This is a genomic window from Sphingomonas koreensis (assembly GCF_002797435.1).
GTDB lineage: Bacteria > Pseudomonadota > Alphaproteobacteria > Sphingomonadales > Sphingomonadaceae > Sphingomonas > Sphingomonas koreensis.
This window is the reverse complement of sequence record NZ_PGEN01000001.1, coordinates 1,581,017-1,597,200: the sequence shown is the minus strand read 5'-3', so window position 1 is coordinate 1,597,200 and position 16,184 is coordinate 1,581,017. Positions and strand designations below refer to the sequence as shown.

Annotated in this window: 22 protein-coding genes; 9 read left to right on the top strand and 13 right to left on the bottom strand. The window is 65.8% G+C overall.

Features of this window, described 5'->3' with window-relative positions; all coding sequences use genetic code 11:
• Positions 1-33: 33 nt before the first annotated feature.
• Positions 34-519 carry a GNAT family N-acetyltransferase gene (locus BDW16_RS07480; RefSeq protein WP_066580376.1) on the bottom strand — a complete coding sequence of 162 codons (486 nt, stop codon included), beginning with the start codon at positions 517-519 and terminating at the stop codon, positions 34-36.
• Positions 520-617: 98 nt separating this feature from the next.
• On the opposite strand from BDW16_RS07480, the gene BDW16_RS07475 reads away from it, so the two are divergent.
• Positions 618-1,250, top strand: a complete 633-nt coding sequence (locus tag BDW16_RS07475; RefSeq protein ID WP_066580374.1) for a glutathione S-transferase family protein — start codon at positions 618-620, stop codon at positions 1,248-1,250.
• Positions 1,251-1,350: 100 nt separating this feature from the next.
• Positions 1,351-1,722 carry a dihydroneopterin aldolase gene (locus BDW16_RS07470; protein ID WP_066580372.1) on the top strand — a complete coding sequence of 124 codons (372 nt, stop codon included), beginning with the start codon at positions 1,351-1,353 and terminating at the stop codon, positions 1,720-1,722.
• 125 nt (positions 1,723-1,847) lie between these two features.
• Here the strand turns inward: BDW16_RS07470 and BDW16_RS07465 are convergent, their stop codons facing one another.
• Together BDW16_RS07465 and BDW16_RS07460 are read right to left on the bottom strand one after the other, a co-directional pair.
• A complete protein-coding gene (locus tag BDW16_RS07465) occupies positions 1,848-2,246 on the bottom strand; it encodes a YbaY family lipoprotein (RefSeq protein ID WP_083954384.1) in 399 nt (132 codons plus the stop codon).
• Positions 2,247-2,269: 23 nt separating this feature from the next.
• Positions 2,270-3,052: a hypothetical protein gene (locus BDW16_RS07460; protein ID WP_066580483.1), complete on the bottom strand. Its 783-nt coding sequence runs from the start codon at positions 3,050-3,052 to the stop codon at positions 2,270-2,272.
• A gap of 281 nt (positions 3,053-3,333) precedes the next feature.
• On the opposite strand from BDW16_RS07460, the gene BDW16_RS07455 reads away from it, so the two are divergent.
• The 5 genes from BDW16_RS07455 (at position 3,334) to BDW16_RS07435 (ending at position 6,432) form a co-directional block, all read left to right on the top strand.
• A complete protein-coding gene (locus tag BDW16_RS07455) occupies positions 3,334-4,011 on the top strand; it encodes a TonB family protein (RefSeq protein ID WP_066580369.1) in 678 nt (225 codons plus the stop codon).
• Positions 4,012-4,075: 64 nt separating this feature from the next.
• Positions 4,076-4,852 (top strand): MotA/TolQ/ExbB proton channel family protein, encoded by a 777-nt coding sequence (locus BDW16_RS07450; protein ID WP_066580368.1) that lies wholly within the window; start codon positions 4,076-4,078, stop codon positions 4,850-4,852.
• An 88-nt stretch (positions 4,853-4,940) separates the two neighbouring features.
• A complete protein-coding gene (locus BDW16_RS07445) occupies positions 4,941-5,414 on the top strand; it encodes an ExbD/TolR family protein (protein ID WP_066580366.1) in 474 nt (157 codons plus the stop codon).
• Between the two features lie 18 nt (positions 5,415-5,432).
• Positions 5,433-5,864: an ExbD/TolR family protein gene (locus BDW16_RS07440; RefSeq protein ID WP_066580365.1), complete on the top strand. Its 432-nt coding sequence runs from the start codon at positions 5,433-5,435 to the stop codon at positions 5,862-5,864.
• Positions 5,865-6,069: 205 nt separating this feature from the next.
• Entirely contained in the window at positions 6,070-6,432 is a 363-nt protein-coding gene (locus tag BDW16_RS07435; protein WP_083954383.1) for a tetratricopeptide repeat protein, read from the top strand.
• A 37-nt stretch (positions 6,433-6,469) separates the two neighbouring features.
• On the opposite strand, the gene dcd is transcribed toward BDW16_RS07435, so the two are convergent.
• Genes dcd through BDW16_RS07415 form a run of 4 tightly spaced genes read right to left on the bottom strand, consistent with a single transcriptional unit; the run spans position 6,470 to position 8,704 of the window.
• Positions 6,470-7,024: a dCTP deaminase gene (dcd, locus tag BDW16_RS07430; RefSeq protein ID WP_066580364.1), complete on the bottom strand. Its 555-nt coding sequence runs from the start codon at positions 7,022-7,024 to the stop codon at positions 6,470-6,472.
• Positions 7,025-7,062: 38 nt separating this feature from the next.
• Entirely contained in the window at positions 7,063-7,527 is a 465-nt protein-coding gene (locus BDW16_RS07425) for a cytidine deaminase (RefSeq protein ID WP_066580362.1), read from the bottom strand.
• Entirely contained in the window at positions 7,524-8,171 is a 648-nt protein-coding gene (locus tag BDW16_RS07420) for a GH25 family lysozyme (protein ID WP_066580360.1), read from the bottom strand. Before BDW16_RS07420 ends, BDW16_RS07425 begins: the two co-directional genes overlap by 4 nt.
• Positions 8,172-8,221: 50 nt before the next feature.
• Positions 8,222-8,704, bottom strand: a complete 483-nt coding sequence (locus tag BDW16_RS07415; RefSeq protein WP_066580358.1) for a UPF0262 family protein — start codon at positions 8,702-8,704, stop codon at positions 8,222-8,224.
• A gap of 95 nt (positions 8,705-8,799) precedes the next feature.
• On the opposite strand from BDW16_RS07415, the gene BDW16_RS07410 reads away from it, so the two are divergent.
• The gene (locus tag BDW16_RS07410; protein WP_066580356.1) at positions 8,800-10,314 is read left to right on the top strand and encodes a replicative DNA helicase; all 1,515 of its coding nucleotides are present in this window, start codon (positions 8,800-8,802) and stop codon (positions 10,312-10,314) included.
• Positions 10,315-10,564: 250 nt separating this feature from the next.
• On the opposite strand, the gene BDW16_RS07405 is transcribed toward BDW16_RS07410, so the two are convergent.
• Positions 10,565-11,413 carry a hypothetical protein gene (locus BDW16_RS07405; protein WP_241230586.1) on the bottom strand — a complete coding sequence of 283 codons (849 nt, stop codon included), beginning with the start codon at positions 11,411-11,413 and terminating at the stop codon, positions 10,565-10,567.
• Positions 11,414-11,523: 110 nt separating this feature from the next.
• On the opposite strand from BDW16_RS07405, the gene BDW16_RS07400 reads away from it, so the two are divergent.
• Positions 11,524-12,192: a hypothetical protein gene (locus BDW16_RS07400; protein ID WP_066580355.1), complete on the top strand. Its 669-nt coding sequence runs from the start codon at positions 11,524-11,526 to the stop codon at positions 12,190-12,192.
• 29 nt (positions 12,193-12,221) lie between these two features.
• Here the strand turns inward: BDW16_RS07400 and BDW16_RS07395 are convergent, their stop codons facing one another.
• The 5 genes from BDW16_RS07395 to cobA are packed head-to-tail and all read right to left on the bottom strand — an operon-like array spanning position 12,222 to position 16,126.
• The gene (locus BDW16_RS07395) at positions 12,222-12,989 is read right to left on the bottom strand and encodes a phosphoadenylyl-sulfate reductase (protein WP_066580353.1); all 768 of its coding nucleotides are present in this window, start codon (positions 12,987-12,989) and stop codon (positions 12,222-12,224) included.
• Positions 12,982-13,410 (bottom strand): DUF934 domain-containing protein, encoded by a 429-nt coding sequence (locus BDW16_RS07390; protein ID WP_066580351.1) that lies wholly within the window; start codon positions 13,408-13,410, stop codon positions 12,982-12,984. Before BDW16_RS07390 ends, BDW16_RS07395 begins: the two co-directional genes overlap by 8 nt.
• The gene (locus tag BDW16_RS07385; protein WP_066580349.1) at positions 13,403-15,034 is read right to left on the bottom strand and encodes a nitrite/sulfite reductase; all 1,632 of its coding nucleotides are present in this window, start codon (positions 15,032-15,034) and stop codon (positions 13,403-13,405) included. The genes BDW16_RS07390 and BDW16_RS07385 overlap by 8 nt, the downstream gene beginning before the upstream one ends.
• A 1-nt stretch (position 15,035) precedes the next feature.
• Complete coding sequence (locus BDW16_RS07380; RefSeq protein ID WP_066580347.1) at positions 15,036-15,332, bottom strand: DUF2849 domain-containing protein; 297 nt, start codon at positions 15,330-15,332, stop codon at positions 15,036-15,038.
• A complete protein-coding gene (cobA, locus tag BDW16_RS07375) occupies positions 15,329-16,126 on the bottom strand; it encodes a uroporphyrinogen-III C-methyltransferase (RefSeq protein ID WP_066580344.1) in 798 nt (265 codons plus the stop codon). Before cobA ends, BDW16_RS07380 begins: the two co-directional genes overlap by 4 nt.
• Positions 16,127-16,184 lie beyond the last annotated feature (58 nt).

The window sequence follows — 16,184 nt, the reverse complement described above, 5'->3', positions numbered from 1 at the left end:
CGCACGCCGGTAAAGGGTTGGGAGGGTAAAGAGTCAGCGCGGTCCGACGATCCCGGCGCGGTCGGGTGCATGGTCGCGCGCGAGCAGGCGGCGCTGCTCGAACGGGCCGGGGAGGCGCCACTGGCCCGTCGCCTGCGCATCGAACCCGAACTGGGCGTAATATTCGGGGTCGCCGATCAGCATCAGCGGTTCGCCGTCCGCCTGCGCGGCTTCGATCGCCCTCCACATCAACGCGCGCCCGATCCCGATATTCTGACGCAAGGGCGAGACGGCGACCGGGCCGACCATGACCATTGGAACATGGCTCCCGTCATCGGCCGCCAGCGCGACAGGCCAGCACTGGATACTGCCGACCAGTAGGTCGCCTTCGATCGCGGCGAAGCTGAGGCCCGGGATCGCGCGCATGCCCTCGCGCACGCGATAGGCGGTGCGGCCATGCCGATCCGCGCCGAACGCCGCATCGAGCAACAGTTCGATTCCCGGCTCGGGAACATCGGCAAGCGGCACCAGATGGAACAAGCGGCAAACTCCAGCGCGCCCGGGGGTGGACGCCGGGGGCGCGCGCCTTTAGCGCCCATGGATCAAGGACTCAAAGCGATTCCGATCGGAGGTCTGCGATGAAGCTCTATGACGCGCCCTGGGCGCCGAGCCCGCGCCGGGTGCGCATCTTCCTGGCCGAGAAGGGGATCGAGGTGCCGCGCGAGGCGATCGACCTGCGCAGCGGTGAACAGCTGGGCGATGCCTATCTGCTGATCAACCCGCGCGGCGCGGTCCCTGCGCTCGAACTCGACGATGGCGAGGTTCTGTGCGAATCGGCGGCGATCTGCCGCTATTTCGAGGCGCTCCACCCCGAGCCGTCGCTGTTCGGAACCACCGCGATCGAGATCGGCCGGATCGAAAGCTGGACCCGCCGGATCGAGGGCGATGGCTACGCCGCCGTGGTCTATGTGCTGCGCAACACGGTGCCGGCGTTCAAGGATCGCGCGATTCCCGATGCGGGACTTTCGATCGCGCAGATTCCCGAGCTGGCGGAGCGCGGTGCCCAGATGTGGGACGGGTTCACCCGCGCGCTCGACCGCCGGCTGGAGGATCGCGAATGGATCGCTGGCGGCGGCTACAGTTTCGCCGACATCACCGCGCTGGTGACGATCGATTTCGCGCGCGCCGCCAAACTGACGGTGCCGGAACGGCTGGTGCATCTCGGCCGCTGGCATGCGGAGGCGTCCGCGCGGCCGAGCGCGCAGGCTTAGAATTGGGTTCAGCCCAGCCGAATCCAGCTCCGAGCCTGGAGGGTTTCCGCCGCCGCCCGTTCTGCTATGGGCGCGGCTTCCTTCCGGAAGGCATGGTTTCTTGCACGATCTTCTTCAGCTCCAGGTCCGCGACTTCGAGGTTCAGGTGCTCACCGGCATCTACTCCGAGGAGACCCACCTCCCGCAGCCGCTGCGCATCTCGATCACCGTCGATATGGTGCCGCCTGCGCATTTCGCGCCCGACACGCCGCTCAGCGCCTCGAAGAGCTATATCGACCTGAAGCACGCTGCGTCCGCCGCGCTACCGGAAGGTGTGCATTTCACGCTGATCGAGGGCGTTGCCGATCATATCGCCGACACGCTCTTCACCGGCGACGAGCGGATCCGGCGCGTTCAGGTCGAGATCGTCAAGCTGGCCATCGCCGAGGCGGACGAGAAGATCGGCATCACCCTTGTCCGCCACCGGCGCTGACATTCTTGTTCGAGGCGGTACCGGCCCGCTCCCCCACCCGGCCACCCATCAGGATACACTGGCGTGGGTGGCCGGATGGGGAGCGGGCCGGCACTGCAGCGCCGGGAGCGCTCAACAACCCCGCTTCAGCGCCGGGCCTGAACCAGCCATAGTTCGATGCTCTGCCCGGGCGGCGGCAGCGGGTTTTGCGTGTCGGTGATCCACGCAAGCTGACCGCGCTTGTCGAGAATGCGCGCCGAAACCGCATAGGTCCGCCCCGGCTGGATCCGCGCTCGATCATAGCTCACCGCGAAGGAGATCGGCACCTGCTGGCCCGCGGTGGTGATCTGATTCTGGGCAATCGTGACTGATGGTGCGTCCATCAGCGACACATCGCTGATCGTCACGATCACACGCGAATCGGGCGGCAGCGCAATCCGCTCGCGATAGGTCACGGTGCCGGTCAGCATCGTTTCATTGGAATCCGACATCGGGACGCAGGCTGCCAGGCCCGCCAGCAGGGGGATGATCGACAATGCTCGCATGGCGCTTCTCCTCTCCGCCCGCCTCAGCGGCGGCAGGCGCCGAGCTGCTGTAGCACGAATACGTAATCCTCGCGCGCGATAGCGGCGTTGGCCGGTTCCTCATTCTCGGTGCTCGTACGCGGCAGCGCACGCGGGAGGCCGCAGGCGAGGCGATACCAGAGCAACGTGTCGCGCGGCGGCGGCGCAGCCGCGTCGTCGACCACTTCGCCGAGCGCGACCGCCCAGCGCCGCTGTTCGCCCGGGCGGCGCAGGATCGAAAGCGAGATGGGGGCGCCGGTCGCGGTCTGGACGAAGATCTGCGTCTCGCCCTCGCCCGGCAGGGTGCCGGGGACGTGAAAGGCATTGCCGAGCCCGGTGATCGCCGGCGGCGCGTCGGGCGCCACCACTTCCTGCACGACCCGGCGCGTGAGTGCGTCGAGCTCCGGCGACCAGTCGCGCTGCGAATCGAGCGTGGTGAGCTGAACCATCGACGCCTGCCCCGTAACGGGACGCGCGAACAGCAGCACCCGCCTTTTGCTGAGCTTGGGCAGCTTGCCGCGGGCGTCGAGCGGCACATCGACGACATAGCCGACCCGTGTCGGCATCGCCCCTGGCGCGCGAATCAATGCCAGAACATCGGCTTCGACGTAGAAACGGACCCGGCCCGGCGCGACGTTCGCAGCCTCCGGGCCCTTGATTCGCGCCGCGCTACGGATCTGAGCATCAAGCAGAACCGGGGAACCGAGTACCAGATCGGCGACCTCGGCATAGGGGATGGCGACGGTTGCCGGCTGGGCAACGACCTGCGCGGTGGCGGACGTTAACAATTGCGGCGAAGTTGCGGCAATCGCGGCGGAAAGCGAAATGAAACGGGTCCGGAACATGGCGACGAGGGTAGGCGAATGTGATTGCGGCATACAGAAATATTTCTGCCATGGGCGGATTATACGTTTATTGCGTCCGACAAAGCGTTTGCGTCACGCAAATCGCCGCGATAGGACTCGCGCCTCTGCCAGTGGTCATACAACGGCCACGGGTCGAGCCACGCCGATAAAGATGCCAAGGTGCCGGGCAACGGCGCGGCCGAATGAAGGAGTTATGTTGCTGAATGGCCTACGCAGATCGTGATGTAGGAGGCAGCCGTGTCGTTGCGAGCGTGATCGTGGCGATCATTCTGGCGGCATTGGGTTACGTGTTCGTAACCGGCCTCGCTTACAAATTTGTCAAAGAAAAGGTGGAGAAGATGGACGTCTTCGACATCGAAGAGCCGCCGCCTCCGCCTGAGGAAGTGCCGCCTCCGCCTCCGCCGCCGGACACGCCGGTTCCGCCGCCGCCGACCACGGTCGTCGTGCCGCCCTCCGTCGTTCCCGTGCAGAGCCAGGCGCCGCAGATCGCGACGACTACCGTGATCCCGCCCAGCCAGCCGCCCACGCCGCCGGCACCGCCGGCGCCGCCCGCACCGCCGCCACCGCCGCCACCGCCTGCGATCAGCAAGGCCGCGGCCGCCAAGGGCAATCCGGGCAGCTGGGTGACCAACGACGACTATCCGCCGTCCGCGCTGCGCGCCGGCGAACAGGGTTCGGTCGGCATCTCGTTCAACGTGAACGCACAGGGCCGAATCGAGGGGTGCTCGGTCACCTCGTCGTCGGGCTCGTCCGCGCTGGATCAGGCGACCTGCCGCCTGGTCGAACGCCGCGGCCGTTATTCGCCCGCGCTGGACGCGGCCGGAAATCCCACCAATGGCGGACGCAAGTCGCTCCGTTTCCGGTGGCAGATCCAAGAGTAGTTGAACGTGAATCCGGTCCGCCGCCCCGCGCTGACCAACATTCTTGCAAGGGAAAGAACTGAACATGCTGACGACCATTCTCGCCGCCGGAGCCGCTGCCGGAGCCCCGCCGCCCACCAACTTCGACATCCTGCACGCGATGAACGAAGGCGGCGTGATTGCCTGGGGTACCGCCACCATCCTGACGGTCATGCTCTTCTTTTCGCTCTACATCCTGTTCACCAAGGTGTTCGAGCAGCAGAAGATCCTCAACCAGTACAAGCGCGTTCGCGCGACCTTCTGGAACACCGCCAGCCTGCGCGAAGGCGCAGCGAAGCTCGAGAAGGATTCGGCCTATCGCCAGCTGGTCGACGATGCGCTCCTCGCGCAGGACCAGTACAAGGAACTGACCGATCCGATCGAAGCGCATGACTGGCTGCACGGCTCGCTCAAGCGTTCGGAAGACTCGATCAACTCGCAGCTCAACGGCGGCCTCGCGTTCCTCGCGACCGTGGGTTCGACCGCGCCGTTCATCGGTCTGTTCGGTACCGTCGTCGGCATCTTCCGCGCACTGATCAAGATCGGTGCGGCGGGTGACGCGTCGATCGGCACCGTCGCCGGCCCGGTGGGTGAAGCGCTCATCATGACCGCGCTCGGCCTCGTCGTCGCCGTTCCGGCCGTGCTTGCCTACAACTGGCTGCAGCGCCGCAACAAGGCGATCCAGGAGCAGATGAGCGGCTTCGCGAACGACGTGCTCGGCTATCTGGCTTCGGACGGCCGCGTGAAGCCGTCCGCCGGCAAGAAGGCTCCGGCCGCTGCGCCGAAGGCGCCGCCGGTTGCGACCACGACTGCCAAGGCCTGACATCGACTGACGGCCGCGCGGCCAGTGCCGCGCGGCCGCCTTCCGGACCCAGGTCCGGGGACAGGATGCGAAAGATAGGATTGCGCCAATGGCGATGAGTGTAGGCGGAGACTCCGCCGAAGAAAAACCGATGTCGGACATCAACACGACGCCCCTCGTGGACGTCATGCTGGTGCTCCTTATTATCTTCCTGATCGCGATCCCGGTGGCCATCCAGTCGGTCGAGCTGGAGTTGCCCAAGGTGCAGTTCCAGCCGAACGAGACCAAGCCGGAGAACGTGCTGCTCGCGGTGCGCGGTGAAGGCACCAAGTGCGAGGTCTTCTGGAACATGGCGCCGATCAACAGCGCCGATCTGCTCAAGAAGAGCTCGGACAAGCTGAAGGCCGTGGTCGATCGGCTTGGCGACAACATCACGCCCGAGGATATTCCGGAAGTGCATATCCGCGGTGACGTGAATGCGCCTTACCGCTGCATCGGTGGCGTGATCTACACGATGCAGAGCGCAGGTTTCGTCAAGGTCGGGTTCATTTCCCAGCCGACGCCCGGCGTCGCGGCGCAATAAAGTTCAGGAGTAGACATCATGGGAATGAGCGCCGGAGGTCAGGACGATGGCCAGCCGATGATGGAAATGAACACGACGCCGTTGATCGACGTCATGCTCGTGCTCCTCATCATGCTGATCGTCACCATCCCCGCCCAGACGCACGCGGTGAAGGTCGATCTGCCTCAGAACACCAACCCGACAACGCCGCCGCCGGTGGAGCCGCAAAAGAACAAGATCACGATCGACCCGCAGGGCAACATCTTCTGGAACGGAAGCCAGATCGATCTGCTCACGCTGCGCCAGTATCTCGATCAGAGCGTTCAGATGCGCCCCGAGCCGGAACTGCACTTCCAGCCCGATCCGCAGGCGCGGTACGAGGTGGTCGACGAAACGCTCGCGGTGATCAAGCGGTCCGCGGTCACGAAGCTGGGCTTCGTGGGCAACGAGCAGTATCGCAACGACTTCTGATTGCGGGTTTCCGCATCGGACTTCGATCAAGGGGCGGCTTCGGCCGCCCCTTTTTCTTTGTCCGGCGCTGGATTCTAACGCGTGCATCCTCCGCAATCGGGAACCGTCGATTGTAAGTCATAAAAGTGCAACATTCGCACTTGCCGGTTTGAAACATCAATGACACGTTTGTGTCATTGAATTGTAACAAACAGGAGAAGATGTCGTGCGTGTTGCTCTAGCCTCAATTGTCCTTGCCGCGCCGCTGGCGCTGAGTCCGGCGGCGCATGCGCAGGTTCGCGCGGACCCCTATGCCAAGGTGGCGATCCAGGCGGGGGACTATGCGACGGCGGAACGCAAGTTGCTGGCCGAACAGAGGATTTTCCCGGCCAAGCCCGAAGTCCTGCTCAACCTCGCCGCGGTCTATTCGAAGACGGGCCGTCACAGCGAAGCGCGGGCGATCTATGATCGCGTGCTGGTGCTCGATCCGGTTGCGATGGATGTCGCCGACGGGCAGGTCGCGCCGTCGCATCTGGTTGCCAATCGCGGCCTTCGGCTGCTCGACGCCGCGCGTCAGGCGTCGCGCTGAGTGCTTCTCGCGGGCGGACCGGTTCCGCCCGCGCCAGTCACAAGCGGGGCAGGGTGACGCCGCGCTGTCCCATATATTTGCCGGCGCGATCGGCGTAGCTCGTTTCGCACGGCTCGTTCCCCTTCAGGAACAGGAACTGGCACGCGCCCTCGTTCGCGTAGATCTTCGCGGGCAACGGGGTGGTGTTCGAGAATTCCAGTGTCACATGGCCTTCCCATTCGGGTTCGAGCGGTGTGACGTTCACGATGATCCCGCAGCGCGCATAGGTCGATTTGCCGAGGCAGATCACCAGCACGTCGCGCGGGACGCGGAAATACTCGACCGTCCGCGCCAGCGCGAAGCTGTTGGGCGGGATGATGCAGACGTCGGTCTGGCGATCGACGAAGCTGTTGGACGAGAAGTCCTTGGGATCGACCACCGCACTGTCGATATTGGTGAAGATCTTGAACTCGTCGGCGACGCGCGCGTCATAGCCGTAGGAAGACAGACCGTAGCTGATGCACCCCTCGCGCCGCTGCGCCTCGACGAACGGCTCGATCATGCCGTGCTGCGTGGCCTGTTCGCGAATCCAGCGGTCGGAAAGAATGCTCATCGCCAAGCTCTAGGCGAGGCATTGGGCGGGCGGCAAGGTCAACCGCCGATCCCGAGATCCGCGGGCCCGAACGCATGCGGCAGAAGCTCGGACAGGCGGTGCGTCTCATACGCCACGCCCTCGGCGCCGGCGCAATAGATGGTCAGGTCGCGGCCGCCCATCTGCGCGGCTTCGTTGAGCACCTGCCGACAGCGGCCGCAGGGGCGGATCGGCTCGGTGCCATGCGCCACGCCGCCACGCATCATCCCGCCGATGATCCCTACGGCGACGATGTCACGCAATCTGCCCTCGGCATTGGCACGCGCGGCCGCGACCGTCTCCGCGCACAGCGAGAGGCCATAGCTCGCATTCTCGAAATTGGTGCCGGTGACGATGCTGCCATCGGTCATCAACAGCGCGGCGCCCACCGCGAAATTGGAATAGGGCGCATGCGCATGGCGCGCGGCTTCACGGGCGGCAGCGATCAGGGTGCCGGCAATCTCGTCGCTGATCTCGTCATTCATGGTGCCACCACATTCCAGTTCACGGGCCGTTCGACGCCATCGATACGGCGGATCGTGCTGCTCTGCCACATCGCCCAGGGGCGCGCGAAATAGTCCGGAGCGCGGTAGAAGCCCGTGCTCCACAGCGGGCGCGGGATCGCGCTGCCGACCTGATATTGCGCTTCGAACTCCGGCGTGATGCGCAGGATCGCAGGCTTTCCGCTATGCGTTTCCATCGTTGCGGCGAGACGCCGGATTTCGGTCAGGACCACATCGCGTGACGGGCGCGCCGGGCAGCCCTGGTCAAAAGCGAGGTCGATTGCGGCAGGCAGCGCTTCGGGATCGCGCGGTACGGTGGCAACGAAAGCGCCAGCCTGCGCCTCGGCAGGCGCGCAAAGCGAGAAGACATGGATCGCGCCACGACGCAGTCCCATATTCTCGATCTCCGCCCAGTTCCGCGCGAAGCTGGCGTCGCGCCCCGCAGCGCCGACCGTCGCGCGGGCATAGGCGAAATCGACGTCGTTCGCCTTGACGGTCATCCAATCGATCGCGCCGCTCGCCTCCGACACGTCGATGCCCTGGACGGCATAGTCGCTACGCGCCGGCGCCCAGTTCACAGCGTACCGCCAGCCGAACATGCCCGCCGCCGCCAGGATCACGATCATGATCCCGGCCCCAATCAGCCCCCGCCGCAATTTCCGTCTTCCCCCGTTACTCAAGCCTTGATGTGCAGCACGCAGATCAGCGTGAACAGCCGCCGCGCAGTCGCGAAATCGATCTCGATCTTGCCTTCCAGCCGCTCGATCAATGTCCGGGCGGCATCGTCATGGATGCCGCGGCGCGCCATGTCGATCGTCTCGATCTGCGCCGGCGTCGAATGGCGGATCGCCTGGAAATAGCTGTCGCAGATCGCGAAATAGTCGCGGATCGGGCGGCGGAAACGGGCGAGGCCGAGGATCAGCGTTTCCAGCAGTGCGTCGTCGTCGCGCTTGATGTCGAGCTGGAGCCGGCCTTCCTGCACCGACAGGGCGATGCGGTAGGGGCCGGCATAGCCGTTCGGATAGGCGCGCTGCGGGGCAAAGCTGTTCTCTTCGATCAGATCGAAGATCGCGATGCGGCGTTCCTGCTCGATATCGGCCGAGCGCCACAGGATGGTGCGCTCGTCCAGCGTGACATCGATGATCCGCGGGTCGCTCATTTCGTGCCATCTAGGGGCGGCGGGGCATACTCGTCCACATGTTAAACAGCCGCGCGGCGCTTGAGCGGCGGGACGCAGCGGTAGATAAGGCGCGCATGGCCACGCTTGCGACACTTCCAACCGCCCCGGCGGACGCCGCCCCACGACTGCCCCAGAATGTCGAGGCGGAAGCCGCGCTGCTCGGCGCGATGATGATCGACAACCGGCTGGCCGACGACATCGTCGAGGTCATTCAGGACCAGCATTTCTTCGAGCCGGTGCACGGCCGCATCTTCAAGGCGATCAAGACGCTGCGAAAGAACGACATGCTGGCGACGCCGGTGACGCTGAAGCCGCTGTTCGAGAAGGACGAGGGCATGGCGACGCTGGGCGGCCCGGCATATCTGGCCCAGCTCACCGGATCGGGCGCGGGGCTGATCGGCGCGCGGCAGTTCGCGCGGCAGATCTATGACCTGGCGCTGTTGCGCGAGCTGGTGACGGTCGGTCGCAACATGGTCGAGAAGGCGCTCGATACCAGCGAGGACGTCAATCCGCGCGAGCAGATCGACAAGGCCGAGGAGGCGCTGTTCAAGGTCGCGGCGGATGGTGGCACCGCCAACACCGTCAAGACGTTCAACGAGGCGACCAAGATCGCGCTGGAGAATGCCAAGAAGGCGCAGAGCGCGGGCGGCGGCGTGGCCGGCGTCACCACCGGTTTCGATTCGGTCAATGGGCGGATCGGCGGTCTGCACCACTCGGATTTGATCATCCTCGCCGGCCGTCCAGGCATGGGCAAGACGTCGCTCGTGACGAACATCGCCTACAACGCCGCACGGCGGCTGATGGACGACATTCGCCTCGGCATTCCGCCGAAACAGTCGATCGGCGCCAAGGTGGCGTTCTTCAGCCTCGAAATGTCGGCCGACCAGCTGGCGCTGCGCATCCTGTCCGAACAGTCGCGGATCGCGTCCGAGGCTTTGCGCATGGGCAATATCAGCAAGGCCGAGTTCGCGCAGCTTGCGGCGGCGGCGGCGGATCTGGAGCAGCTGCCGCTCTATATCGACGATACCGCCGGCCTGACGATCAGCGCGTTGCACAGCCGTGTCCGCCGGCTGCAGTCCAAGCATGACGGCGAGCTGGGCATGGTGATCGTCGACTATCTCCAGCTGCTGCAGGGATCGGGCAACAACCGCGAAGGCAATCGCGTTCAGGAGATTTCGGAGATCAGCCGCGGCCTCAAGACGCTGGCCAAGGACATCAACGTGCCGGTGGTCGCGCTGTCGCAGCTGAGCCGCGCGGTCGAAAGCCGCGAGGACAAGCGTCCGATGCTGTCCGACCTGCGCGAATCGGGGTCGATCGAGCAGGACGCCGACATGGTCTGGTTCGTGTTCCGCGAGGATTATTACGTCGCGGCGCGCGAGCCCAAGCGGCCGCGCGAAGGCGACGATCCCAAGACGTTCGAGGATCACGCCAAATGGGCGCTGGAGATGGAGCGCGTGTACGGGCTGGCCGAACTGATCATCGCCAAGCAGCGCCACGGCGCGACGGGCAAGGTGCTGCTGCGGTTCGAATCGAGCTTCACGCGGTTCAGCGACTATGTGGGCGATGTCGAGATGCCCTATGGCGAGTGACGGCCGCGCGGGAAGTCCCAAACGTCACGCTATCGCGCACGGGCAGTTGACCGGCTGAGGAACTGGACGGGTTTGGGCAGCGGCTGCCAAACGGGGATCGACGGTTCACGGAGCGGTCAAGATTCCGGCGCCGGGACTGCAGCAGTCGAAATCCGACATTGCAACCGCGCGTCGGCCATTGCGGACTTTCCGGATTTGCCGGACGGCGCCAGCCGAGAGTATCCCGGCGCGCCGTCCGGCCATACCGTGATCAGAAGCGCTGGTGGCGGGCGCCGTCGATCGTGTCGCAGCTGCCCCGGAAGCGATAGCTGGCAAAACCCTGAATATTGATCCGGCCGCTGCGCCGATCGATCGTCACGCGCGGCTTGTTCGGGCCGTTGAGGCGGTAGATGGCGCGAATCTGGCCGCGATCTTGGTAGACATCATACAGATCCCACCAGCCGTCCCGGTTGGTCCCGCCCGAATGGATCGGCGGGATCAGCGAACGCGGCAGGCGGATGCGGCCGCCGCCATCCCAGAGCTGAATCGTTACCGATGCGTCGAATTGCTGCGTGGTCAGCTCGGTGCGATTGCCGAAATCATAGCGGTTGCTGTCCCAGTTCCACTGCCAGCCCCAGCGATTGGCGGCGGCGGGCTTCTGCCCCTCGCCGAAGCAGATCAGGCCGAGTGAGATCGGCCGGCCGCCGGGCCAGCCGCCGGGGCGGTCCGGCCGGCCGGGACGATCATCCCAGTCCGGGCGGTCCGGGCGGCCAGGACGATCGTCCCAACCCGGCCGGTCGGGACGGCCTGGCCGGCCGCCGCCACGACAATCGGGCGCGGGGGCGGTGACGATCGAATCGTAGCGGCCGTTGCGCGTCACGATCGACACGCACTGGCGGCGATCGGCATTCCACCAGTTGGTCCATATACGGTCGCTGCCCGTTTCGGTACGGACCGCGACATAGCCGCGCCGCTGCAACTCGGCCTCAGCCTGTCCGGCGCGGGCATAGACCATGTCGCGCAGGTCGCTGGGAATATCCTGCGCCATCGCCGGGGCCGCGAATATGCATGCTACTGCGGACATCGCGGCGGCGGCGGTGAAAGGGGGGAGGCGGTTCATCGGGAGGCTCCTGTTCCAACGGGACAAATGCTTGAACCTTGTCGAGTCGCGGTTGAGCGACGCATGATCATCCTAGAAATGCCGAGGCAGGGGCGAAAGGTCCGGTAGCAATGAATTTCATGTCAATGCTCAAGTCGCTCGACGAGCTGCTCTATGAGGTGATGTCGTGGCTGATCTTTTATCCCATCACGCTATGGCGCGCGCTGACGCGGCCGCTCGCGATGATGGACTATTCGGATCGCGAGCTGGGTCAGTCCGATGAGCAGCAATATACCGATACGCTGCGTCCGCCGTTGTTCCTGCTGATTTCGCTCTTGCTTGCGCATGGGCTGGAGCTGGTGGTGGTGGGCGACAGCCCGCTGATCGCGAGCAAGCGGGGATTGGCGGCACTCGTGACCGATGACACCAGCCTGTTGCTGATGCGGCTGGTGATCTTCAGCATCTTTCCGCTGATCTTCGCGGCGCGGATGGTTCGGCTCGAGCGCCATGGCCTGACGCGCAACTCGCTGCGCCGTCCCTTCTATGCGCAATGCTATGCCGCCGCGCCGTTCGCGCTGACGATGAGCGTGGCCAGCATCCTGCTCCAGCTGCACCCGCTATGGGCGGGGGTCACCGGACTGGTCGTGGGCGGGGTTGGCTTGAGCGCGTTCGGGCTGGTTCAGGCGCGGTGGTTCGCGCAGCACCTCAAGCGCGGCCTGCTCGCCGGTTTCGGGTTCGCATCGATCGCGATGGTGGAAAGCCTGGTGGTCGTGCTGCTGACGGCACCGCTGTTCACCTGATTGCGGGCCGGACCCGCCTCAAATGACTCTCAGAACATCGGCTGGTCGGGATCGCCGTCCGCGACGGGCGTGTGGATGCCGCATTCGGTCTTGTCCCAGCCGGCCCAGCGGCCCGAGCGGGCGTCCTCGCCCGGCTTGACCTTGCTGGTGCAGGGCGCGCAGCCGATCGACAGATAGCCTTCTGCCACCAGCGGATGGGCCGGCAGGTCGTGCTCGACGAAATAGGCGTCGAGATCGGCCTTGGTCCAGTCGGCGAGCGGGTTGACCTTGAGCTTGCCCGCCGCGTCCACCTCGAACCGGGGCAGCGCGTTGCGCGTGCTGGCCTGGAACGCCTTGCGCCCGGTGATGCTGGCATCGAACCCGGCCATCGCCTTCTCGAGCGGGATCACCTTGCGGATCTCGCAGCAGCCATCGGGATCGTAGGACCAGCGCAGGCCGGTCTCGTCCTTCTTCGCGATCACCTCGGCGTCCGGCGTGACGATGCGCAGGTTGGTCAGGCCGAGGCGTGCGGCGAGCTGGTCGCGATAGGCGAGCGTTTCGGGGAAATGCTTGCCGGTATCGAGGAAGATCACGGGCACCGAGGGATCGATGCTGGCGACGAGGTGGAGGAGAACCGCCGATTCCGCGCCGAACGAGGAGACGATCGCAATATCGCCGGCCATCTGCTCGGCAAGGACGGTGCGCAGCATCTCGACCGTGGGCACGCCGCGGAACAGGTTGTTGAGACGCAGCGCGTCGCGCTCCGTGAACGCCGGAGCGGTATCGATGCGGTCGATCTGGCGAGCCACGCTAGCCATGCCGCCGTTTCCAGACAGGCACGGCGGGGTCAGCCGCGGCCTGGTAGACATGGTCGTAGCGGGCAAGCGACGCGGCGAGCACGGCTTCGTCCACTTCCGCCTCCGGCGCGAAGCTGTCGAAGCCGCAGCGGCGCATCAGCGGAATCTGGTCGACCAGCACGTCGCCCTGCGCGCGCAACTCGCCCGTATAGCCCGCCTCGCGCAGGATGCGTCCCGCGGAATAGCCGCGGCCGTCGCGGAATTTGGGGAAGCTGACCTCGACCAGCGACAGCCGTTCGAGATGCGGCAGCAGCGCGCGTGCGTCGTCGCTCGATTCGAGGCGGACGGCGGTGGCGTTGGACTGGCCGAGGAAGGAGTCGAGCGTCACCGCCGGCTCGTCATGCACCTCGTCGTTGCGGAAGCGCAGAGTCTGATCAGCCATAAATGGCCTCCTTGAACGGGGCCATGCCGATACGGCGATAGGTATCGACGAAGCGTTCGCCAGCTTCGCGCCGGGCGAGATAGACGTCGGTCGCCTTCTCGACCGCGTCGACGATGCCGTCCTCGCTGAAGCCGGGGCCGGTGATCTGGCCGAGCGACACATCTTCTGCACCCGATCCGCCGAGCGAGAGCTGGTAATTCTCGACCCCCTTACGGTCGACGCCGAGGATGCCGATGTGCCCGGCATGGTGATGGCCGCAAGCGTTGATGCAGCCGCTGATCTTGAGCTTGAGTTCACCCAGTTCGCGCTGACGGCCGAGATCGGCGAAGCGGGTCGCGATCTTCTGTGCCACGGGGATCGAGCGGGCATTGGCGAGCGAGCAATAATCGAGGCCGGGGCAGGCGATGATGTCGGTGATGAGGTCGAGGTTCGCCTCGGCCAGGCCCGCTTCGCGCAGCTGCTGCCAGATCGCGTAGAGATCCGCCTTCCTGACATGCGGCAGGACGATGTTTTGGGCATGGGTGACGCGCAGCTCGTCGAAGCTGTGCTTCTCGGCGAGGTCGGCCATCAGGTCGATCTGCGCCGAGCTGGCGTCGCCGGGGATGCCGCCGGTGGGCTTCAGGCTGATGTTGACGATCGCATAGCCCGGCGCCTTGTGTGCGGCGACATTCTGGTCGAGCCAGACCGCGAAGTCGGGGTCGCTGCGGTCGATCTCGTCCGGCAGGCCGGTCTCGAACGCCGGGTCGGCGAAATGCGCGGCGATGCGGTCGAACTCGGCGCGGGGCGGATCGATGCCGAGCTGCTTGACCGCGGCGAACTCGGCCTCGACCTCCTCGCGGTATTTGTCGGCGCCGATCTCATGGACGAGGATCTTGATCCGCGCCTTGTACATATTGTCGCGGCGGCCGTAGCGATTATAGACGCGCAGGCACGCTTCCATATAGCTGACGAAATCGTCGAACGGCACGAAATCCTTGATCAGCGGCGCGATCATCGGGGTGCGGCCCATGCCGCCGCCGACATAGACGGCGACGCCGTGGACGCCGTCCTTCTCGACGATCTGGAGGCCGATATCGTGGAGGCGCATTGCGGCGCGATCCTCGTCCGCGGCGATCACCGCGATCTTGAACTTGCGCGGCAGGTAGCTGAATTCGGGGTGGAAGGTGCTCCACTGGCGCAGCAGCTCGGCCCAGGGGCGCGGATCGGTCAGCTCGTCCGCTGCGGCGCCGGCATATTGGTCCGAACTGATGTTGCGGATGCAGTTGCCGCTGGTCTGGATGGCATGCATCTCGACCGTCGCCAGCTCGGCGAGGATATCGGGCGCATCCTCGAGCTTGATCCAGTTATACTGGATGTTCTGGCGCGTGGTGAAATGGCCGTAATCGCGGTCATATTTGCGCGCGATATGGGCGAGCATCCGCATCTGGCGGCTGTCGAGCGTGCCATAGGGCACCGCGACGCGCAGCATGTATGCGTGAAGCTGGAGATAGAGGCCGTTCATCAACCTGAGCGGCTTGAACTGGTCCTCGGTGATCTGTCCCGCAAGGCGGCGGTTCACCTGATCGCGAAACTCCTCGACGCGGCTGGCGACGATCGAGTGGTCATATTCGTCGTATTTGTACATTTCAGATCACCCAGCTGCCGGCATTGGGATCGGCGGGTTTGAGCGTCAGGTCCGGGCGCACGGTCGGGCCGAGCGCGCGGATGCGGTCCTTGATATGCGCGGGGCGCGGGCCCTCGGGGGTTTCCGTCGCGTCGATGACATAGGGGCCGTTGACGCGGCGCGCGCCTTCCTCGGCATGGGCGATCGCCTCGCCCTGATCCCCGACATCGACGGCGTCCTCGACATGGCGCGACCAGCCCGAGCCGGTCCACCAGGTGACGTCGCCCGTGGGCAGATCGTTTCCGGTGAGGATCTTCATGCGTCGAATCCGTGCATCAGTTCGGCCTTCTTCGCCCAGTTGGCGAGCTTGTCCTGCGCGTCGGAGAGCGCGACCACCTCGCCGACGACGATGATCGCGGGGCTCTGCACCTTCTCGCGCTCGACCATCGGGCCGAGGTCGGCGAGCAGGGTTCGCATCGCGCGGCTGCCGTCGAGCGTGGCGCGTTCGAGCACCGCGACCGGCATGTCGGGGGCGACGCCGTCGCGCATCAGCTTCTCGGCGATGTCGGGGCAGGTCGCGACGCCCATGTAGATGACGAGGGTGCGGCCCTTGCCGGCGAGGCCCGACCAGTCCTGATCGGTCAGCCCCTTGCACTGGCCGGCGACGAAGGTGACCGCGCTCGACCAGTCGCGATGGGTGAGCGGGAGCATCGCCTCGGCCGCGCCGCCGAGCGCGGCGCTGACGCCCGGAATCACCTCGACCGGCAGACCGGCGGCGCGCACCGCCTCGACCTCTTCGCCGCCACGGCCGAAGATGAAGGGGTCGCCGCCCTTGAGGCGGACGACGATCGCGCCGGTTCTCACATGCGCGATGATGAGCGCGTTGATCCCGTCCTGCGGCACGGTGTGCCTGGAGCGGCGCTTGGCGACGGAGATGCGGTGGGCCTGGGGGGCGAGGTCGAGCACGCGCGGATCGACCAGCCCGTCATGGACGAGCACGTCGGCCGCTTTCAGCGCCTCGACGGCGCGCACGGTCAGCAGACCCGGATCGCCCGGACCGGCACCGACCAGAATCACGCGCCCGCGCGCGGAAGGATCGAGCAGGGAAGCCATGGATGGCAGATGGTCCCAGCTGCCGTTTGCGGCAACCGATGGTTGCTTGGGGGACGCC

Coding starts and splice junctions, on each gene's coding strand:
- BDW16_RS07475 (WP_066580374.1), top strand. CDS start 618: ATGAAGCTCTATGACGCGCCCTGGGCGCCGAGCCCGCGCCGGGTGCGC.
- BDW16_RS07465 (WP_083954384.1), bottom strand. CDS start 2,246: ATGCGAGCATTGTCGATCATCCCCCTGCTGGCGGGCCTGGCAGCCTGC.
- BDW16_RS07455 (WP_066580369.1), top strand. CDS start 3,334: ATGGCCTACGCAGATCGTGATGTAGGAGGCAGCCGTGTCGTTGCGAGC.
- BDW16_RS07450 (WP_066580368.1), top strand. CDS start 4,076: ATGCTGACGACCATTCTCGCCGCCGGAGCCGCTGCCGGAGCCCCGCCG.
- BDW16_RS07445 (WP_066580366.1), top strand. CDS start 4,941: ATGGCGATGAGTGTAGGCGGAGACTCCGCCGAAGAAAAACCGATGTCG.
- BDW16_RS07440 (WP_066580365.1), top strand. CDS start 5,433: ATGGGAATGAGCGCCGGAGGTCAGGACGATGGCCAGCCGATGATGGAA.
- dcd (WP_066580364.1), bottom strand. CDS start 7,024: ATGAGCATTCTTTCCGACCGCTGGATTCGCGAACAGGCCACGCAGCAC.
- BDW16_RS07425 (WP_066580362.1), bottom strand. CDS start 7,527: ATGAATGACGAGATCAGCGACGAGATTGCCGGCACCCTGATCGCTGCC.
- BDW16_RS07420 (WP_066580360.1), bottom strand. CDS start 8,171: ATGATCGTGATCCTGGCGGCGGCGGGCATGTTCGGCTGGCGGTACGCT.
- BDW16_RS07415 (WP_066580358.1), bottom strand. CDS start 8,704: ATGAGCGACCCGCGGATCATCGATGTCACGCTGGACGAGCGCACCATC.
- BDW16_RS07410 (WP_066580356.1), top strand. CDS start 8,800: ATGGCCACGCTTGCGACACTTCCAACCGCCCCGGCGGACGCCGCCCCA.
- BDW16_RS07405 (WP_241230586.1), bottom strand. CDS start 11,413: ATGAACCGCCTCCCCCCTTTCACCGCCGCCGCCGCGATGTCCGCAGTA.
- BDW16_RS07400 (WP_066580355.1), top strand. CDS start 11,524: ATGAATTTCATGTCAATGCTCAAGTCGCTCGACGAGCTGCTCTATGAG.
- BDW16_RS07395 (WP_066580353.1), bottom strand. CDS start 12,989: ATGGCTAGCGTGGCTCGCCAGATCGACCGCATCGATACCGCTCCGGCG.
- BDW16_RS07390 (WP_066580351.1), bottom strand. CDS start 13,410: ATGGCTGATCAGACTCTGCGCTTCCGCAACGACGAGGTGCATGACGAG.
- BDW16_RS07385 (WP_066580349.1), bottom strand. CDS start 15,034: ATGTACAAATACGACGAATATGACCACTCGATCGTCGCCAGCCGCGTC.
- BDW16_RS07380 (WP_066580347.1), bottom strand. CDS start 15,332: ATGAAGATCCTCACCGGAAACGATCTGCCCACGGGCGACGTCACCTGG.
- cobA (WP_066580344.1), bottom strand. CDS start 16,126: ATGGCTTCCCTGCTCGATCCTTCCGCGCGCGGGCGCGTGATTCTGGTC.